Source organism: Nonomuraea sp. bgisy101, assembly GCF_057708945.1.
Genome location: NZ_JBYITD010000013.1, coordinates 141,151 through 159,563, shown reverse-complemented (window position 1 = coordinate 159,563; position 18,413 = coordinate 141,151). Strand labels below are relative to the sequence as shown.

Below are 18,413 nucleotides of genomic sequence, written 5' to 3'. Positions count from 1 at the left end.
CGAAAACGGAAGTGCTCGTCGGTCCACTGGTCGTGCGCGAAGTCTATGGTGTATGGGACGTATTGTCCGTCCTTGGAGTCACGCGGGATGAGCTGGAGCTGTTCGGCCGCCATCGTCACCTCGTCGGCGTTATGTCTGGTTGAGGGGATGTCCACGCGTCAAAGAAAGATTATCTTGACTGCCATTTGTCGGCACGCGAAGAGTCAAGCCTCCATAAGATGTTTCTCGACTAATTGAAGGCTTTTCCGGCGGTGTATGTGTCCCCTCTGACCCTTCAACGCATGCTGCGCGAGTCAGCCTTCGACACGCTCGGCGAGCTCTATCCCGACGACGACAGCTCCACCCTGCTGCTGGCCGCGCTCGGCGCCACCCGGGCCCGCCTGCCGGTGCGCGGCGCGCGCAGGGCGAGGGACTACTGGCTGGCGGTCTGCCAGGAGGTGGAGAAGGGGGCCTTCGCCTTCACGCTCGACGACCTGGTGGCCAGGGCGGCGGCCGACTACCCGGGCAACGCGGCCCTGCGCGCGCTGGCGGGCGAGCCGCTCCCCGAGCGCGCGTGGGCAGCGGCATCCGGCGGCCGGCCGCTGCGGGTGCTGTGCCTGATGGCCTCGCCGAACGACCAGGATCCGCTCGACCTGGCCGAGGAGCAGCGCCGTATCCAGCGGGCCGCCGAGCGCTCGGGGCGGGTCGAGGTCAGCACGCGCACGGCGGCCAGGACGGGCGACATCCTGCCCGCCCTGCTGACGGTCAGGCCGCACGTCGTCCACTTCGCCGGCCACGGCGACCACGAAGGACTGGTCTTCGCCGACACCGTCCACGAGTCGGCCACGGTGACCGCCGAAGGGCTCGCGGCCGCCTTCGCCGCGACGGGGCCGCTGCGCTGCGTCGTGCTCAACGCCTGCTACACCGGCGAGCAGGCGGAGATCTTCCGCACCGCCGCGGACGCGGTGACGGGCTCCACCCAGGAGTTGCCGGACGCCGCGGCCATCCTGTTCAGCGAGGGCTTCTACCTGGGCCTGGCCGAGGGCGCGGGCACCAGGAAGGCCTTCGAGCTCGGCCGCGCCCGCATGGCGCTCGACGGGCACGACACCTCCTGCCTGCGCTATCTCGACGGAGAGGGGGAGGTGTGAGCGAGGAGGCCGACGCCTTCTGGCAAGGCTGGAGGCACGGCTGGGACCCGGCCAACTCGGGGGCCGACGGACCCGCCACGACCACCAACAACTCCTTCTGGCTCGCCGACTGGTGCCAGGTCTGCGGCCACACCTTCAGGGAGGCCGACGGCGTGTACGTCGCCCATGGACCGCCCGCCGTCGTCAGGCACCACAGTCCCACGCTGCCCTGCAGCGGCCTCGTCACCGACTACGACCAACCCGACGACGGCATGTCCCGCGCCTTCCACGCCGCCGTCGAGGCGGCCAACCCGCCGCCGCCCGGCACCGACGCCGTCCTCCTGCTGCCTGGACACCCCTTGCTGCTGCCCGTCACACCGCGCAGGCAGTGCGCCTTCTGCAGCGACTCCTTCCGCCCCTTCGAGTCGGCGGTGATCTGCCCGTGCAGCCCGGGGGAGCCGCGCTGCGGGCTCGGCGTGCACCGCGACCCCGGCGGCGGCAACACCTGCTACGACGAGTGGATCAGCAACGGCCCCCTGCTCACCTGCCCCACCACCTTCACGAAGGTGGAGGAGCGGTGATCGAGCGCTACGCCAGGCAACTGCTCATCCCACACTGGGACCAGGACGTGCTCGGCGAGGCGACGGCCGTGGTCGTCGGCGTGGGCGCGCTCGGCACCGAGTCGGCCAGGCTGCTGGCGCAGGCGGGCGTCGGCGCGCTCGTCCTGTGCGATCCCGACGTGGTCAGCGAGTCCAACCTGAGCAGGGGCTCGCTGTTCACCGGCGCGGACGTCGGCAGGCCCAAGGTGTCGGCGGCGGCCGCGGCGCTGCGCGCGCTGGCGCCCTCCACGGCCGTGGCCGAACGCGCGAGCGAGCACGCGCGCGGCGTCGGCCTGGCCGAGCTGCGCGAGGCCGACCTGGTCATCAGCTGCCTGGACAGCATCGCCGACCGCGTCCAGCTGGCCGCCAGGTGCGGCCTGGTCGGCGCGGCCATGCTGGACGGCGGCACCCATCCGTGGGGTGGCGAGGTGCGCTGGTACCCGCCCGGCGGACCCTGCTACGGGTGCGGGCGCACCAGCGGCGAGCGGGCCCTGCCCCCCACCTCGATGGCGTGCGGCATTCCCGACGAGATGGGCGCCTCCGCGCCGATCTCCGCCATGGTGGCCTCCTGGCTGGTGACCCACGCCATCAGGGTGCTGTTCGGGCTGCCCGTCGCCCAGGGCATGGTCAGGCTCGATCCGGTGACGGGAGAGAGCCGCAGGATGACACTCGCCTTCGACCCCACCTGCCCCCTCCACGAGCCGATCCCCTTCGGGTGCGTCACGCGCACCGGCCTCACCACCGCCTCCCCGGTCGGCGAGCTGCTGGCCATGATCCGCCCGGACGAGCGCCTGCAGGCGTGGAACTCGGTCGACCCCGCCGACCCCCACGGCCCGCTCGAGATCGACGCCTCCCTCGCCGGATCGGCCGTCGGCGAGCTCGGGATCGCCCCGGGCGAACTGCTGCCGGTGATCAGGACCTCGCCCCACGAGCACGTGCGGTACATCGAGCTGGCCACGTCACGGCCGGAAGGGAAGGACCCCAGGTGAGGAACGAGCTGGTCAGCCTGCTCGCGGGGCTGTTCGACGACGAGGCGCGGGCGCGGGACCTGCTGACGGTCATCCAGTATCCCCGGGCGCACACACCGCAGTTCACCACCCCCATGGCCTTCTGGCAGCAGGTCATCAGCCGCATCGAGCAGGGAGTGATGACGGGGGATGACGGCATCACGGCCCTTCTCGGCGCCGCTGGTGACGAGTTTCCCAGCAACAAGGGGCTGCAGGCGCTCAGGGAGAAGGACGAGGCGGTCCGCGAACCTCCCGCCCAGAAGAGCCCGAAGCCGCTCCAAGCCGACGGGCCGTGCTCGACACTCCTGCTGATCGGGATCGACAAGCCGGAGGAGCCTGACGACTTCGTGGAGCTTGTGCGCCGGGAGGTCGACCCCGACGCCGAACTGCTCTACGTCGCCCGCGAGCGGTGCGCGGTCGGCGTCTCCGATCCCGGCACGGGCCGTGCGGAGGTCGTCAACCGGCTGCAGCAGCTCGTCACGGCGTCGCAGCCCGGCCGCGAGGTGGTCTACGAGCACTACAGCTTCAAGCCCTACTTGTACCGGTTCCTGCTCGTCGTCGGACCTGACGGCACGCCGTACCAGATGACCGGGGTGCCGGCCACCACGCTGCCCGAGGACATCGCCCAGGCGGTGATCCAGCAGTCACCCGCGATGACCGACCGGCGGGGCGGCGTCGTGCGGACGGTGATCGACCACGAGAGCGCCCAGGGCGGCGGCAGGCAGCGGCTGGTCGACCCCCAGTTGAGCCTGCACGAGGTGGGGGTCAAGGACGAGGACACCCTGCACGTCGGCGCGGAGGCCACCGCGGGCGCCGTCAACCCCGTCATGCGGATGCGGGCGCAGATGCGGGCCCGCGCCCAGATCAGGAGGTTCGAGCAGACCGGCCACGACTTCAGGATCACCAGGTACGACAACGAGGACCTGCCCAACCGCTTCCACATCTCCTTCGACGCCCCCGGCTTCGCCCCGCCCGACGACATCGACTCCTTCTTCCACCCCGACCTGCCACTGCCCGAATGGCCGTTCGACGATCTCGACCCCGTGCCCGTCACCCGGCACGAGCTGGCCATCTTCCTGCCGCCGATGTTCCCTGTGAGCGCGCCGCTGGTCATCTGGGAGACCGACGTCTTCCACCCCAACATCTGGCGCAAGCCCGCGCCCTCCCAGAACGCCCGCCACAACCAGGTCTGCCTCGGCGCGCTGATGAACGGCTACCGCCCCGACCTCGACTTCGGCTCGCTCTGCCAGCTCCTCGTCGACATCGGCAGCTACCAGAACTACGACGTCGTCGACGCCGACACCTGGCCCGATCCCGTCGCCGCCTTCTGGGCCAAGTCCCCCAACGGGCAGGCGGCGATCACCGCGATCGGCGGCAGGCTGATCGAGGAGCGCGACCCCGCCCCGCGCGGCGAGGGCAGGGCGCCGCTGCTGTGGATCAGCCCGCTGGAGGATCCCGATGGCCGTTGAGATCGAGCTCTACAAGGGCGAGCAGGAGACCTACCACGCCAGGCTCGCGCTCGCGCCCGTCCTGCGCGAGGCGCTGAAGGAACTGGTCGGGCTCGCCACCGAGGAGACCCGGCTGTTCATGGAGATGCACCGCGAGCGCGACCCCAACCCGATCATGGGCCCGCCGCGCCTGGTCAACCTGGGCGAGGAGGTCGGCTTCCTGACCCTCACCGCGGTACGGCGCGGCGAGACGGTCTACGAGGGCAAGCACTCGGTCAACGAGCTGGTCGGCCCGGTCCTGACCGGGGTCGTCACCAGGCTCGATCCGGGGGAGACCCACTGGTCGTTCAGGATCAGGGCCGGGCTGTTCGACCTGGACGCGGGCCGGCCGACGCCGCAGGTGGAGGGCGCGGTGCAGGTGGACCTGCAGCGCCGAAAACGGCTCCCGTTCACCGTCACCAAGGTCGAGGGCGCCGAGGCCGAGCTCGTCGACGCCGCCGCGCTCGGCCTGGACCCCCGCTCACTCGGCCCGGTCAACGTGCTGATGTCCGGCGAGGTCCACGGCCGGCTCATGGGCGGGATGAAGCTGTCGGAACGGCTGGAGGAGGGCGGCTTCCTGATCGGCAGGGTCAGCAGGGCCGCCGCCGACGCCCACCTGGTGGAGATCACGCACGTCACCCCCGCCCACCGCTCGGGGGCGGGCGCGATCCACTTCACCTTCACCGGCGACTCCTTCCTCGCGGTCAACCAGATGATCGCCGACAGGGGCAAGGGCGAGGAACTGGTCGGCTGGTACCACACGCACCTGCGCGGCGTGGACGTCGGCATGGGGTTGTCGGCCACGGACGTGGACCTGCACAGGGCCACGTTCCTGCGGCCGTGGCAGGTGGCGGCGCTGCTCAACCTGTCGAGGAACGGGCGCACGCTGCGCTTCTACGGTCGCGCGGCCGACGGCGAGAGGTTGGAGCAGTGTTCGCAGTGGGTGGCCGATGAGCGCGGTCAGTACCGCAGGACGAGTTCTGGTGTGGGCCCTGATGCGGGCTCCCGATAGAGCGGGCCCGCCTCCCGAGGGCGACCTCGGCACCGCGCGCGGCCTGCTCGACCCCGGCGACGAAGTCATGGCGAGCATCGCGCGCCTGGCGGGGGCCACCACGGCCAGGCTGCGGCTGTCGGGGCCGCCGCTCGGCGACCGCCGCCCGCCGGGGCTCGGCGTGGTGCTGCTCGCGGCGGCCGTCGGCGCCCGGGGCGAGCGGCGCTCGTTCGAGCTGGCGCACGCGGTGCCCAAGCCCCGCACCGCCTACGACCTGCTGACCTATCACGCCGTGGCGGGCGCGGCCGTGCCGTACGCGCCGGGGCTCGCCGACGTGCTGAGGGACAGCTCGCCGCTCACCGGCTGCCTGGACAGGCCTGGGCCGGCCGGCGCGCAGGACTGCGACGACCTGGTCGACAGGCTGCGGCAGGACAGGCAGGCCAGGCGGCTGCTGACGCTGGGCTTCGCCAGGCCCGTCACCGACCCCGCGCAGTACGGCTGGCGCGGCGACACGCTGGCCTGGCTCCGCCACGAGGACGTCGACCTCGTCCTCGACGTCTACGAGAGCGCGCTCGTCCACTTCCGCGCCGAGCACGAACGCATGGCCAGGGCCGCGTGGCGTGCGGCCATGGCAGGCGACCTCGCCGCGGCGGTCCCCGTCGCGACCTGGTGGCGCGCGCTGGCCGAGCTGGAGGCCGCCGCGCCCGCGCTGCTGCGGGGCCGCCACGAGCTCATCGACTACCACCAATGGACCAACCTCTTCCGCCGGGTGCGGACGCTGGAGGCCACGTGACCGACTACATCCCGCTCGAGGTGGTGGTCGCGGGCGAGGGCGCGTCGCTGACCGCCGTGCCCGGCGACACCCCGCTCGGCCAGGCCCTCGCCTCGGGTCCCTTCCTGCTGCTGGCGCCGCTGGAGGAGGGGTGGGCGCAGCTGCGGCTGAGCACGTTCAGGCTGAGGGAGATCCCGCTCGACCAGGTCGACGGCAGACCGCTGTACCGGGCCTCGCACGCCGCCCCGTCCGCGGACGAGCGCGCGGGCGACGATCACGCCGACGGCCCCGCCAGGCCGGCGGAGCTGAGCGAGGCCCAGGCCACCAGGCTCGCCTACGACGAGTACGTGCGCGATGCGGCCTCCTTCCTGCGGGCGGGACTGTCGGTTCTGATCGTCTGCGACAAGATCGTCGTGCCGCACCTGGCCGACCACATCGTGCGGCAGACCGAGGCCATGCCGCGCCTGCTGGAGGTGCCTGCGCCGGTGGGCGAGGACAGCGAGCCGCCCGTCGACATGCGGCCGCAGCCGGTCCTTGCCAGCCTGCGCCAGCGGCTGCTGGCCAGGCTCCGCGACATGCTGCGCGAGCTCGGCCCGCAGGACGTCCTGGTCATCACCCACCTCGACCTGCTCGGCGGCGGCACCGACAACGCGCTGGCCAACGAGACGAGAGACCTGATCGAGCTGCTGTACGGCGCCGACCGGCAGGTGATCCTCGCCTTCGCCGACCCGTCGCTGAGCGTGCCCGAGGTGCTCGCCGCGCGCTTCGCGGTCAGGATGACCATCGAGGGCAGCCCCAGGTACGTGCGCCACCCGGTCGACTCGAGCATGGCCTCCATCGAGCAGGCCCTGGTCACCCAGGCCGAGGCCGACAGGTTCGCGGGGCTCGACGGCGCCGACTTCTACAAGTACGTCGTCGGGCTCAACCCGGTACGGCTGCGCCAGACCATGCGCTACGCCCTGCAGGAGACCGAGGCCCTCGACGGCGTCACGGTCAAGGACCTGCCGACGATGATCAGGAAGTTCAAGGCGCAGATGTCGGCCAGCTTCGAGATCCCCGACGTGAGCTTCGACGACATCGGCGGCTACGCCGAGGTGAAGCACCAGATCCTGCGCTCGCTGCGGATCATGACGGCTGCCAGGAGCCTGACGGGGCCCGAACAGCGGCTGCGCGGCGAGCTCATCCCGCGCGGCTTCATCTTCCACGGCGAGCCCGGCACAGGGAAGACGCTGTTCGCCAAGGCCATCGCCAACGAGCTCGAGGCCACGATCCAGGTCGTCTCGGGGCCCGAGGTGACCAACAAGTACGTCGGCGAGAGCGAACGGCGCATCAGGGAGCTGTTCGCCGAGGCACGCAGGAACGCGCCGTCGGTCATCGTCTTCGACGAGTTCGACTCGATCGCGGCCAGCCGTACGAGCTCGGAGGACGGCGGCAGCCGTGCGGGCAACGCGATGGTGGCGCAGATCCTCACCGAGATGGACGGCTTCAGACCGGACGTGCAGATGATCGTCATCGGCACCACCAACCGGCTGGAGATCATCGACAGGGCGCTGCTGCGTCCGAGCAGGTTCCAGAGCTTCCACATCGGCCTGCCCGACGAGGACGCCAGGCGCGGCATCATCAAGGTCCACGCCCGCCGCTACGGGGTGAGGGTCAGCGGCATCGTCGAGCCGCTCATCCACACCACCAAGGGCTGGAACGGCGACGAGATCAGGGCGCTGTTCCGAGACGCCTTCGTCGGCGAGCGGTGGGAGGGCGTGCCCGCCAGCGCCGAGCGCATCGGCGAGCTGGTCGGCAGGCAGCAGCAGGCCCGCCGCGAGCAGCAGACCAGCAGGGCGGGCAGGTAATGGCACTCGACCAGAGGCACGTCGCCACGATCCAGCAGCTCGGCACCATCGTCAGGGAGCTGGACGGCCGCTACGTGGGCAGGAGGGACGCCGCCAGGCTGCTGGTGGTGGCCGCCGTGTGCAGGGAGCACATGCTGCTGCTCGGCCCGCCGGGCACCGCCAAGACCGACCTGGTGGGGCACTTCGCGGGGCTCATCCAGGCCAGGTCGTTCACCTATCTGCTGACCAGGTTCACCGAGCCGTCGGAGCTGTTCGGCCCGCTCGACTTCGAGCGCTTCCAGAAGGGCGTCTACCGGGTCAAGACCGACGACATGCTGCCCGCCGCCGAGATCGCCTTCCTCGACGAGGTCTTCCAGGGCAGCAGCGCCATCCTCAACACGCTGCTCAGCGTGGTGAACGAGCGCTACTTCTTCAACGGCGCCAGCAGGGAGCGGGTGCCGCTGGTGAGCCTGTTCGGCGCCTCGAGCGAGCTGCCCGAGGATCCCGCGCTGCGCGCCTTCGGCGACAGGTTCCTGCTGCGCATGGAGGTCGAGCAGGTGGCCCGCACCATGATGCCCGAGCTGCTGAAACGGGGCTGGCAGCAGGAGCGCGAGCGGGTCGCCCGTGACGGGGCCGCCGAGCCGGCCATCCCGCCGATCAGGCTGCAGGACCTGCTCGCGCTGTCCGGCAAGCTCGCCGAGGTCGACCTCGGCCCCGTGCGCGACGCGTACGCCGAGGTGATCACCGACGTGCTCGCCCAGGGCGTCACGCTGTCCGACCGCCGGATCGTGCGCGGACAGAAGCTGGTGGCCGCGGCCGCACTGCTCCGCCAGTCGCTCGTGGCGAGGCCGGTCGACCTGTGGCCCGTCGCCCACATCTGGACCGAGCCCGGCGATGCGGGCGCGCTGCGCGAGGCCGTGGGCGACAGGGTGGTGGCCGACGGCGGGCAGAGCACCGCGGGCGGGCGCACGGTCGCCGAGCTCGAGGCGCTGGCCAGGCATCACGCCATGGCCGTGCTCGGCAAGGCGGGGGCGCCCACGCAGGCGGGCGTCATCGTGGCGATGCGCGGCATCAACGAGGTCCACCGGCAGCTGCGCGCCGACCATCGGGGCGAGCCGGCCGCCCAGCAACGCGTGCACGCCCTCCTCGCCGAGGTGGCCGCACTACTCGACGACCCCCAGGGAGACGGACATGTGTAACCCGAGACGCGTCAAGGTCAGAGCCACCCGCAGGATCGCCGAGGCGTGGCGGGCCGAGATCGAGCGCACGGTGACCGCCTCGGGCGAGGCGACCGGCGAGTCCAGGCTGACCCAGCCGCTCAGGTCGATGCTGGGCGAGGGCGCGCTGCGCGCCTTCGAACAGGCGCTCGGCGGCGACCCGCGGTGGGAGTGGGTCGACGGCGAATACCGCATGCGGGTGCCGGGAGGCCACGTCGCCTACCAACCGGGCGTGGGTGACCTGGAGATCGTCATCTCGCTGACCGAGGCGGTGGAGGCCGTCGGCATCGCGGGCAAGGTGGTCGAGGGCGAGGTCACCGACGAGGTCGAGGGCGTGGGTCAGGGCAGCTGGGAGAACGACGGCTGGCGCGGGCGCACCAAGGAGCGCGCCGAACGCGAGGCCAGGGAACAGGCCGAGGCCAGCGCGGACCGGCTGGCGGCCGAGCGGGCCGAGCGGCTCAGGCTGGCCGCGCAGGAGGCCGCCCGTTACAGCATGAGCGCCGAGGCGGAGGCGGTGGAGGACGAGGCCCGCAGAAGGGCGGAGTCGGCCCTGGCCGAACGGCGCCTGGTCGTCGGCCAGGACCTCGGCCAGCGCGCGGACGCCCGCCTCGCCGAGGTGCACAGGCAGACGCTCAAGGACGTCATGGGGCTAATCGCGGCCAGCTACGCCCAGGCCATCAGGGACTTCGCCCAGCAGAACAACGCCGAGAACTACTCCGTCGTCGACGGCGAGGGTTTCATCGAGATCCAGTTCGAGATGGAGGCCTGAGCGTGCGGTTCAAGGTGGTGTTCAGGGTCAACAAGGAGACGGGTCAGGTCGAGGAGTTCGTCATCGACGATCTGGGCCGCGAGCGCGAGGGCGAGGACCACGACGCCACCCACGACGGCGTGGCCAGGCTCGTCGGCGCCGTGATCGAACGGCGGGCGGCGCCCGAGGAGATCGACCCCAGGCTCGTCCCCGAGCTCGAGGCTCCCGAGATCGCCCCGGAGGAGCTGCCGGCGGCGCGCGAGAAGGAGAAGCGGAGCGAATGACCGGCAGGCGACGGCACTGGCTCGGGCAGGCCGCGCTCGCCTACGAGGCGGCGGGGCGCCTGCACGACGCCGCCCGCTGCCGGCAGGAGGCGGGCGAGCCGCTGCCCGCGGCCGAGCTGTACGAGCGGGCAGGGGAGCTGGAACTGGCGGCCGCCTGCTACCTGCGGGCAGGCAGCGTGGCCGAGGCGGCCCGCTGCCACCTGGCCATGGGCAGGCCCGAGGCCGCCGCCGACTGCTGGGAGCGGGTTGGACGGCCGCTGGAGGCCGCCTGGATCCTCATCGTCGCGGCCAGGAAGCCCGAGCGGGGCGGGTGGGTGCTGCGCGCGCACGTGCCGGGCACCCTCGGGCAGCGGCTGCGCCACGACGTGGCGCTGGCCATGTGCGCGGCCCTGCCGGGTGAAGGGGGCGGCGACACGGGGCCGCTGGCCGCGGCCCTCGCCGCCGTCGAGCGGGACCTGGATCAGGTACGGCCCGCCGCCGAACGGCTGCTGGTGGAGCGATGGGCGGTCGAGGCCGCCACGGAGGTGGCCAGGTACGACCTGGCCGCCCTGGTGTTCGCCGCCGCCCACCGCAGCGGCCTGCGCGGCGCGGCGGGCCGCTGGCGCGCGTGGGCCGAACGGGCGCTCGGCGGCTCCAGCGGCATCCCCGTCGAGACCGAGGAGAGGAGAGCGGGGTGAGCGGCATCCTCGCCACGGTGACGCGAGAAGGGGACGCAGGGTGAGCGCGTGGCGGCGCAGGCGCGAGCAGCAGCCGACGCCGGCGCGGCCGCAGCCGTTCGTGCTGACCAGGCGCGACCAGCAGCCGCCGCCCGGCGAACGGCCCGCGCCCGCCCCCCGGGCCTTTCCCGACGACCTGCTCGCGGGGCGCTTCCCCGCGGCGCGCGAGGCGCTGGCGTTCGTGGCGGCGGCCAACGACGCCGCGCTGCCCCCGCGCTGCCTGCGCTCGCCGGAGGGCGCGCTGTGGGTGCTGCGCGAGCACGCGCCCTCGCACTACGCCGAGCTGGTGTGGGTCGCGGGCGGGCTGCCGTACACCCCGGTGGGCGGCGCGCTCAGGGGCCCGTCGGGGCACCGGGTCGACCTCGGCCAGGTGGAGCGATGGCCGGAGGTCGGCTGGGTGGAGCTGGCCGCGCACGCCCCGCTGGCCGCCGAAGGGGGAGCCCAGCGCGAGGTCGTGGTCGTCACGACCGCCGCCATCGCGCGCTGGGCGCTCAACAGGTACCACGACGGGGCGCTGGCGATGCGGGTCTCCTCGGTACGGCTGGAGCCGGCCTTCTCGGCGGAGCAGGGCAGGCCGGCGGTGCTGTTGCGCGTCACGGGCGGCAAGGGCGCGCTGCCGAGGGCGATGCTGAACGCCCTGGCCCGCATGCCGTACACGATCGTGTGCAGGGCGGGGGAGCGGCGGCTGCTGGTCGACCACCGGGCCGCGCTGCCGCTGACCGACGCCGATCTCGCCGCCCGGGTCCCCGAGGGAGAGAGCTGGATCATGGGAGGGCCCGAGCAGGGCGTCTGGAGGATCGCCGACCGCAGCGCGGAGATGGAGCCGCCGCTGGGCCTGTCGCCCGCGATCCAGCCACCCGCGCGGCCCGCTCCCGAGCGGCGCCCGGCCGACCTGGCCGTGAGAGTGCGGCTGGTCAGGACGCCGGGCGGCGGCGACGCCGAGGACGCCAAGCTGCTCACCGACGCCGACCTGCGGGTGCTGCGCTCCTACCTGTCGGGCAACCCCGCGGCCGAGCGCGCCTTCCTGCTTCTCGGCGACGGCCACCACCTGCTCACCGAGCCCGGCGGCGGCGCCGGAGCGCTTCCCTTCGGCGTGCCGCTGCGCGTGGCAGGGCCCGCGGGGCTCTACGTCGAGTCGGGCCACGCGCTGTGGCCGGCCCTGCCCCCCGCCGCCAGGGCCAGGGCCTTCGGGCTCGACGGCAGGAGCGTGGTCGTCGTCTGCGCCGACGGCAGTCACCGCCTCGCGCTGCGCAACGCCGTGCCGGTGTGGGCGCTGTGGCTGCAGGAGCTCCCCGCGGTCGACGCCGCCAGCCCGGCGGGCGCGCTGGCCGCGCTGCTCGACAGGTTCGACGCGATGGAACTGCCGCGCCCCGATCCCGTGGCCCAGGCGCCCGCCGGGCCCGCCGTGGTGGCCGCCGTCGAGTTGCGCGCCGAGGCTCTCGCGCTGGAGCTGGCGGGCAGGTACGCCGAGGCCGCGCACAAGTACAGGGAGGCGGGCGACCCGCACATGGCAGGACGCTTGTACGAGCGCGCCGCCGCCCAGGAGAGCGAGTGAGCGCGGCCGAGCCCCTGGCCAGGATCGCGGTCGACGACTGCCGCTGCGTCAGCCTGTCCGCCGACGGCTCGGCGCTGTTCACCGTCGCGCAGGGGCGGGCCGAGGTCCGCGAGCACGAGGGCCCTCCGGTCTGGTCGGCGCCCGTCCACGCGCCAGGCGAGCTGCCCGTGGAGGCGGCGTGGACACCCGACTCCGACCAGGTGTTCCTGGTGTGCGGGGCGCGCCTGCTCGCCTTCGCCGCCGACTCGGGCGAGCCCTTCGCGCTGCCGGCCGAGGTGGCCGAACGCGCCGACGTGACGGCGCTGGCGCTCAGCGGCGACGGCATGACCGCCGCCATCGGCACGAGAGAGGGAACGATCCTCCTGCTCGACAGGGGCACCTCGGCCGTCGTCCGCTGGCCTGGCCGCTCCGATCCGGTCAGGGCGCTGGCCTTCGACCCCTCGGGCGCCGAACTGTGCGTGGCCAGGTCGCGGGCGATCCAGTTCTGGCGCAGGGCCGACCGCACGATGGTCGCCTCGGTCGGCGTCGGCGACCTGTTCCCCTCACGCCTGGCCTGGTCGAGGGAGGGAGCGCTGGTCGCCGTCGTGGGCACGCGCGACGTCCGCACGGTCGACGTGCGCACGAGGAAGGAGGCGGCCACCCCGTGGCGGCCGGAGGGCGGTCCCGTCACGCTCGGCTTCAGCAGGGACGGCACCCGCATCCTCGTCGGCACCGGACAGGGCGCCGTCCACCTGCTCGACAGGCAGCTCGCCGAGGACGAACCACCGGCCCCCGCCGTTCCCGCGCAGCTGACCGAGCCCGCCACCATGCACCTCGGCGCGTACGGCCTGCTCGCGGCGCGCACCGACGCCTCGACCGTCACCCTGTGGCGGCTGGCCGACACCCGCCTGCCCACCGACGCCCAGCGCGCCGACGGCTCCCTGCTGCGCTGGGCCGCCAAGAACGCCCGCACCGTCGGCAGGTCGCCGAGGACCACCGCCCGCACCGCGGCCCGGATGACGGTGCTGGCCCCCCGCGACGCCGCCCGCCCCGACCCCGGCTTCTGCTGGACCCCCGACGGCTCAGGCTGGTACGCCGAGACCTCGCCAGGCGTCCTCACCCGGTCGGGCGCCCCCCTCGCGGGGGCCCTGCCCCACGCGCCCGCGCACGAGATCGACACGGCGGGCCCGCTGGTGGCGGTCGGCGGCACGAACCCCGACCGGGTCACCGTGCTCGACGCGGGCTCCGGCGAGCAGGTCGCCGACCTCGCGGGCGGCACCCCCGCCTGGTCGCCTGCCGCGCCGAGGACGCTCGCCGTCGCCCGCCCCTCCCTGCTGCACGTCCACCGCGACCTCGACGCCCGGCCCCTGACGATCCCGGTCAGAGTCGGCACCGGCAGGCCCGCGTGGTCACCCGACGGGCGGCTGCTGGCCGCCCCCGCGGGAGAGGAGGTCGGCGTCTGGTCACTCGAGGGGACCACCCCCCTCGGCCTGGTACGGCTGGCCGACCCCGCCTTCGGCGGGCTGCGCGTCGGCCCCCTCGCCTGGTCTCCCGACGGCAGGTACCTGGCAGCCACCACGACGGGCGGCAGGGCCCCCGTCACCGTGTGGTCCACCGAGGACTGGCGGCGGCGCTGGCGACTCGGCCGATCGGACGGGGCGGGACGGGGACCCTGCCTCACCTGGTCACCCGACTCGCGCGTGCTGGCCTTCCCCTCGCCCGCCACTCCGGGAGCGGTGGAGCTGTGGGAGCCGGGCGCCGGCCTGGCGCACACCCTCCAGCCCCCCGACCCGTCGGTACGGCACGCGTGGGCCGTCCGCTGGTCGCCCGACGGCCACCGCCTCGCCGTGACCTACGACGCCGGCCAGATCGTGCTGTGGGACCTGCCGGGGGAGGTCCTGCCGAGGCGGGAGCAGGGGCGGCTGCCGTACGAGGCCGAGACCATGGCCAGGCTCGGCGCCGCGGCGGCCGCGGCGGGCGCGCAGGTGCCGCTGTCGACGCTGGCCGACCTGCTCACCCTGGTCGTGAGCAGGGCACCAGAGGCGCTGGAGGCGGTCGACGCCCACCGCGCCGTCGTGGCGCTGCGCGCCCTGCACTGGCCCGTGGCCGCGGCGCTCGGCCTGGCCGTCCTGCTGGCCGCCGATCTGCCGCCCGATCCGGGTCACGCGGCGCCCGCGGCCGTGCCGCCGGAACGGCTGGAGGCCGCGCTTACCCGCGCGCTGACCGGCGTGCCCGTGCCCGCCGCGCGCGCCGCCGTGCCGATGACCGAGCTGGTCGAGGCGCTCAACCGCGTCGACGACGGCGTGCTCACCCTGCTGACCCTGCTCAGCCCCGAAGCCGTGGCGGCCGAGCCCGAACTGCCCGTCAGGCTGCGCAGGCAGGGCATGACGCTGTGGCCGCTGTCCGAGCGGCAGCGCAGGCTGCTCGGCGTGCGGGCCTCGGTGTGGAACGAGGGCGCCACCCAGGGGCGCGGGCTCGGAGAGGCGCGCGCGGGCGTCACCAGGCACGGCGAGCCGAGCGCGCTGCTGCCCTCGCAGTTCGCGCTGCCGCCGCAGGTGCTGACCGCCAGGCACGTCCGCGACGAACTGCTCTACCGCACCAGGCAGGGCGCGGTGCCCGCCGTGAGCGAGTCGATGATCGTGGTCCTGGACGACACCCCCGCCGCGCACGGCGCGGTGGGCGCGACCCTGCGCGTCGTGGCCCACCTGCTGTGCGCCAACGTCCTGGCCAGGCACAGGCGCTGCGCGCTGATCCTGCTCGCGGCACCGGCGAGGACGCGGCTGCTGTCCACCATGAACGACCTCGTGCACCTGTGGGGGGAGGCGTCGCTCACCCCGCCCGCCGTGGGCGAGGCCGCCCGCATGGTCAGGTCGGCCGCCGCGCAGCTCGGGCAGGGCGCGGCCGAGCCCCGCACGGTCGTGCTCACCCACCCGCACCTGGCCTTCCCCGGCGGCAGGGAGGTCACCATGGTGCGCGCGCACTATCCGGGACACCCGGTCGAGCAGCGCGCCCCCAGGACGTTCTCGCTGTCACCGGGCGCGGGCCCCGACGAGGTCTACGAGGTGATCGCGGGAATCCTCGCGGGTCAGCCGCAGAGCATCTGATCGATCGGGTCCTGGCCGAGAGAGCGGAGCACGCGCTCGATCACCTCGGGCCGCATCGCGTCGCCGAGCACCTCCACGCCATCGTCGGTGACCCTGATGCGGACGCGGACCAGGCGGCCCTCCGGATGGTCCTGGTACTCCTCCGGCTGGATCAGGTCGGGAAGGTTCTCCACGAAGCGGTGAGCCATCACCATCTCCCTCCGATGTTCGTCCCGCAGGCGGGGCAGCCGCCCGCGACGAGACGGCTGGCCTCCAGCGACCATATGCCGCGTTCGATCACGATGTCCCCGCATCCAGGACATCTGGTCGCGCGGCCCTGCGGGCCCAGGGCGCGTTCCACGTACACGTGACGCAGGCCCGCGGCCCGGCCGATCGCCACGGCGGCGGCCAGCGCCTCAGGTCCTGTGGGGTCGGTATCGCCCATGCGGAAGGCGGGGGTGAAGCGCAGCAGGTGCCAGGGGATGCCGGGGTCGATGCCGGCGATCGCCGCGGCGATCTCGCGCAGGTCTTCCTCCGAGCTGCTCACGCCGGGGACGAGCGGTGTGGAGACCTCCACCCACACGCCCGCCTCGTGGAAGGCCCTGATGGCCGCGAGCACGGGCGCGACGGGGGCACCGGTCAGTCTCCTGTGCCGCGCGTCGTCCATGCCCTTGAGGTCGATGTTGACGGCGGCCAGCGCGGGCGCGGCGACCTCGATCGCCTCGGCGGTGAGGAATCCGTTGCTCTTCCACACCACCTCGACCTCCTGCTCCCGGCCCCGTTCGGCCAACGCCAGCGTCAGCTCGACGGCGAGCGAGGGTTCGGAGTACGACAGCGCCACGCAGCCGCCGACGGCCGCCGCCCGTGCCACGACGTCGTCCACGTCGACGGGCGTCGCCTCCCACGGCAGGTCAGGCTCGCGGCCGTACTGCGACAGCAGATGGTTGACGCAGTAGTCGCAGCGGAACGAGCAGCCGGGGGCGGCCAGCGTGAGGGCGGGCGTGCCGGGGCGGTAGTGGAAGAACGGCTTGCGCTCGACCGCGTCGGTGTGAGCCACGGACGTGGCGAACGTCGCCGTCTCCAGGCCGCCTTCGGCGCCGCGCCGTACCTTGCAGGCGCCCAGCTGGCCCGGGACGAGCGCGCACCTGTGCGGGCACAGGTCGCATCTGACCCGCTCGCCCGCCGGGGAGTGGAGTATCGCGGGGGTCCACTGCATGCCGAGACAGTAGCCCTAGGACAGGGCGCGGGCGGCGTGGATGAGGGGAACGTGGGAGAAGGCCTGGGGGAAGTTGCCGACCAGGCGGCCGTAGCGGGGGTCGTACTCCTCGGCCAGCAGGCCCACGTCGTTGCGCAGCGTCAGCAGCCGGTCGAACAGCTCGCGAGCCTCCTCGGTCCTGCCCTGCATGGCCATCACCTCCACCAGCCAGAAGCTGCAGGCCAGGAACGCGCCCTCACCGCCCGGCAGGCCGTCGACGTCGTTGTCCTCGGCGACCGGGTAGCGCAGCACGAACCCGTCCGACAGCAACTCCCGCTCGATGGCGGTCACCGTGCCCGTCACCCTGGGGTCGTCGATCGGCAGGAAACCGACGATCGGCAGCAGCAGCAGCGCCGCGTCGACCTCGGAGGAGCCGTAGGACTGGGTGAAGGTGTTGCGGGTCTCGTCGTAGCCCTTCGAACAGATCTCGGCGTGGATCCTGTCGCGCACCTCGGCCCATCTCTCGACGGGCCCCGTACGGCCGAAGTTCTCGACCTGCTTGATGGCGCGGTCCATGGCCACCCAGCACATCACCTTGGAGTGCGTGAAGTGCCTGCGGGGGCCGCGTACCTCCCACAGTCCCTCGTCGGGCTCGTCCCAGTGCTCCTCCACGTAGTCGAGCAGCTCCCGCTGGATCGACCACGCCCTGTCGTCGGGGGCCAGGCCGGAGGTGCGCGACAGGTAGAGGCAGTTGAGCACCTCGCCGTAGACGTCGAGCTGCAGCTGGTTGACCGCGCCGTTGCCGATGCGCACGGGCCGGGAGTCCTCGTAGCCGTCGAGCCAGCCGAGCTCCATCTCGGGCAGGCGGCGCTCGCCTGCCACGCCGTACATGATCTGCAGGTCCTGCGGCCTGCCCGCGATGGCCCGCAGCAGCCACGCGCGCCATGAGGCGGCCTCGTCGAGATATCCGGAGCCGATGAGGGCGTCGAGCGTCATCGTGGCGTCGCGCAGCCAGCAGAAGCGGTAGTCCCAGTTGCGCACGCCGCCCAGGTCCTCGGGCAGCGACGTGGTGGGCGCGGCCACGATGCCGCCGGTGGGGGCGTAGGTGAGCGCCTTCAGCGTGATCAGCGAGCGGACCACCGCATCCCGCCACGGGCCCTTGTAGGTGCACTGGCCCACCCACTCGGCCCACAGTTCCTCGGTCTGCACGAGGTGGTCCTCGGCGGAGACCAGCCGCGGCATCGGCTCGTGGGAGGGATGCCAGGTGAAGACGAAGGACAGGCGCTCGCCCTCCTTGACGTGGAAGGTGGCGCGGTGGGCGTAGTCACCGCCCTTGAGCGGCACGGGGGAGTGCAACCAGATCGAGTCGGGGCCGCCGACCGCCTGCAGGTTGCCGTCGCTGCGGCGCACCCACGGGACGATCCTCCCGTAGTCGAAGCGGATCCTGATCTGGGTGGACATCTCCACCGTGCCCGACACGCCCTCGACGATGCGCACCACGTCGGGGTTGCGGTCACGGGGCGGCATGAAGTCGATCACCCTGACGGTGCCCGTCGGCGTGTCGTACTCGGTCTCCAGGATCAGCGTCTCGTCCCTGTAGCGGCGCCGGTCGGCGACCGGCCGGCCGGCGGGGCCGAGCCACCAGTGTCCGTTGCTCTCCTTGCCGAGCAGCGCCGCGAAACATGAAGGCGAGTCGAACCGCGGCAGGCAGAGCCAGTCGATCGAACCGTCGCGGGCCACCAGCGCCGCCGACTGCATGTCCCCGATGAGGGCGTAGTCCTCGATCCGCATGGACCTGACGGTACAGGGACCTTGGACGGCAGGCAGGAGGTGTCGTGTGGATTTCGT

Annotated in this window: 16 protein-coding genes; 13 read left to right on the top strand and 3 right to left on the bottom strand. The window is 73.1% G+C overall.

All coding sequences use genetic code 11. The features are described 5' to 3' along the window. Positions 1 to 281 precede the first annotated feature (281 nt). The 13 genes from AC3EO4_RS25070 to AC3EO4_RS25010 are packed head-to-tail and all read left to right on the top strand — an operon-like array spanning position 282 to position 15,391. Positions 282 to 1,127: a CHAT domain-containing protein gene (locus AC3EO4_RS25070; RefSeq protein WP_431898130.1), complete on the top strand. Its 846-nt coding sequence runs from the start codon at positions 282 to 284 to the stop codon at positions 1,125 to 1,127. Next, positions 1,124 to 1,687 (top strand): hypothetical protein, encoded by a 564-nt coding sequence (locus AC3EO4_RS25065; RefSeq protein WP_379568997.1) that lies wholly within the window; start codon positions 1,124 to 1,126, stop codon positions 1,685 to 1,687. Before AC3EO4_RS25070 ends, AC3EO4_RS25065 begins: the two co-directional genes overlap by 4 nt. Next, on the top strand, positions 1,684 to 2,694 hold the full coding sequence (locus AC3EO4_RS25060) for a HesA/MoeB/ThiF family protein (RefSeq protein ID WP_431898129.1): 1,011 nt from the start codon (positions 1,684 to 1,686) through the stop codon (positions 2,692 to 2,694). Before AC3EO4_RS25065 ends, AC3EO4_RS25060 begins: the two co-directional genes overlap by 4 nt. Beyond that, positions 2,691 to 4,181, top strand: coding sequence for an effector-associated domain EAD1-containing protein (locus tag AC3EO4_RS25055; protein ID WP_379568993.1), 1,491 nt, complete (start codon positions 2,691 to 2,693; stop codon positions 4,179 to 4,181). The genes AC3EO4_RS25060 and AC3EO4_RS25055 overlap by 4 nt, the downstream gene beginning before the upstream one ends. Continuing rightward, positions 4,171 to 5,211: a JAB N-terminal domain-containing protein gene (locus AC3EO4_RS25050; RefSeq protein ID WP_379568991.1), complete on the top strand. Its 1,041-nt coding sequence runs from the start codon at positions 4,171 to 4,173 to the stop codon at positions 5,209 to 5,211. Before AC3EO4_RS25055 ends, AC3EO4_RS25050 begins: the two co-directional genes overlap by 11 nt. Beyond that, the gene (locus AC3EO4_RS25045; protein ID WP_431898126.1) at positions 5,195 to 5,983 is read left to right on the top strand and encodes a hypothetical protein; all 789 of its coding nucleotides are present in this window, start codon (positions 5,195 to 5,197) and stop codon (positions 5,981 to 5,983) included. The genes AC3EO4_RS25050 and AC3EO4_RS25045 overlap by 17 nt, the downstream gene beginning before the upstream one ends. Continuing rightward, positions 5,980 to 7,809: an ATP-binding protein gene (locus AC3EO4_RS25040; protein WP_431898124.1), complete on the top strand. Its 1,830-nt coding sequence runs from the start codon at positions 5,980 to 5,982 to the stop codon at positions 7,807 to 7,809. Before AC3EO4_RS25045 ends, AC3EO4_RS25040 begins: the two co-directional genes overlap by 4 nt. Beyond that, the gene (locus AC3EO4_RS25035) at positions 7,809 to 8,987 is read left to right on the top strand and encodes an AAA family ATPase (protein ID WP_379568985.1); all 1,179 of its coding nucleotides are present in this window, start codon (positions 7,809 to 7,811) and stop codon (positions 8,985 to 8,987) included. The genes AC3EO4_RS25040 and AC3EO4_RS25035 overlap by 1 nt, the downstream gene beginning before the upstream one ends. After that, the gene (locus AC3EO4_RS25030) at positions 8,980 to 9,774 is read left to right on the top strand and encodes a hypothetical protein (protein WP_379568983.1); all 795 of its coding nucleotides are present in this window, start codon (positions 8,980 to 8,982) and stop codon (positions 9,772 to 9,774) included. Before AC3EO4_RS25035 ends, AC3EO4_RS25030 begins: the two co-directional genes overlap by 8 nt. 2 nt (positions 9,775 to 9,776) lie before the next feature. Next, a complete protein-coding gene (locus tag AC3EO4_RS25025; protein ID WP_431898123.1) occupies positions 9,777 to 10,037 on the top strand; it encodes a hypothetical protein in 261 nt (86 codons plus the stop codon). Then, complete coding sequence (locus tag AC3EO4_RS25020) at positions 10,034 to 10,714, top strand: soluble NSF attachment family protein (protein WP_431898122.1); 681 nt, start codon at positions 10,034 to 10,036, stop codon at positions 10,712 to 10,714. Before AC3EO4_RS25025 ends, AC3EO4_RS25020 begins: the two co-directional genes overlap by 4 nt. A 40-nt stretch (positions 10,715 to 10,754) precedes the next feature. Further along, a complete protein-coding gene (locus tag AC3EO4_RS25015; protein ID WP_431898121.1) occupies positions 10,755 to 12,308 on the top strand; it encodes a hypothetical protein in 1,554 nt (517 codons plus the stop codon). Beyond that, complete coding sequence (locus AC3EO4_RS25010; protein WP_431898119.1) at positions 12,305 to 15,391, top strand: WD40 repeat domain-containing protein; 3,087 nt, start codon at positions 12,305 to 12,307, stop codon at positions 15,389 to 15,391. The genes AC3EO4_RS25015 and AC3EO4_RS25010 overlap by 4 nt, the downstream gene beginning before the upstream one ends. Here AC3EO4_RS25010 and AC3EO4_RS25005 read toward each other — a convergent pair. From AC3EO4_RS25005 to AC3EO4_RS24995, 3 genes are read right to left on the bottom strand one after another with little or no spacing between them, the layout of a single operon-like run. Then, the gene (locus AC3EO4_RS25005) at positions 15,373 to 15,579 is read right to left on the bottom strand and encodes a radical SAM-modified peptide, FtsH ternary system-associated (protein WP_379568975.1); all 207 of its coding nucleotides are present in this window, start codon (positions 15,577 to 15,579) and stop codon (positions 15,373 to 15,375) included. The genes AC3EO4_RS25010 and AC3EO4_RS25005 overlap by 19 nt on opposite strands. After that, complete coding sequence (locus tag AC3EO4_RS25000) at positions 15,579 to 16,586, bottom strand: radical SAM protein (RefSeq protein ID WP_431898117.1); 1,008 nt, start codon at positions 16,584 to 16,586, stop codon at positions 15,579 to 15,581. Before AC3EO4_RS25000 ends, AC3EO4_RS25005 begins: the two co-directional genes overlap by 1 nt. A gap of 15 nt (positions 16,587 to 16,601) precedes the next feature. After that, the gene (locus AC3EO4_RS24995) at positions 16,602 to 18,356 is read right to left on the bottom strand and encodes a glycoside hydrolase family 15 protein (RefSeq protein WP_379568971.1); all 1,755 of its coding nucleotides are present in this window, start codon (positions 18,354 to 18,356) and stop codon (positions 16,602 to 16,604) included. Positions 18,357 to 18,413: the final 57 nt, after the last annotated feature.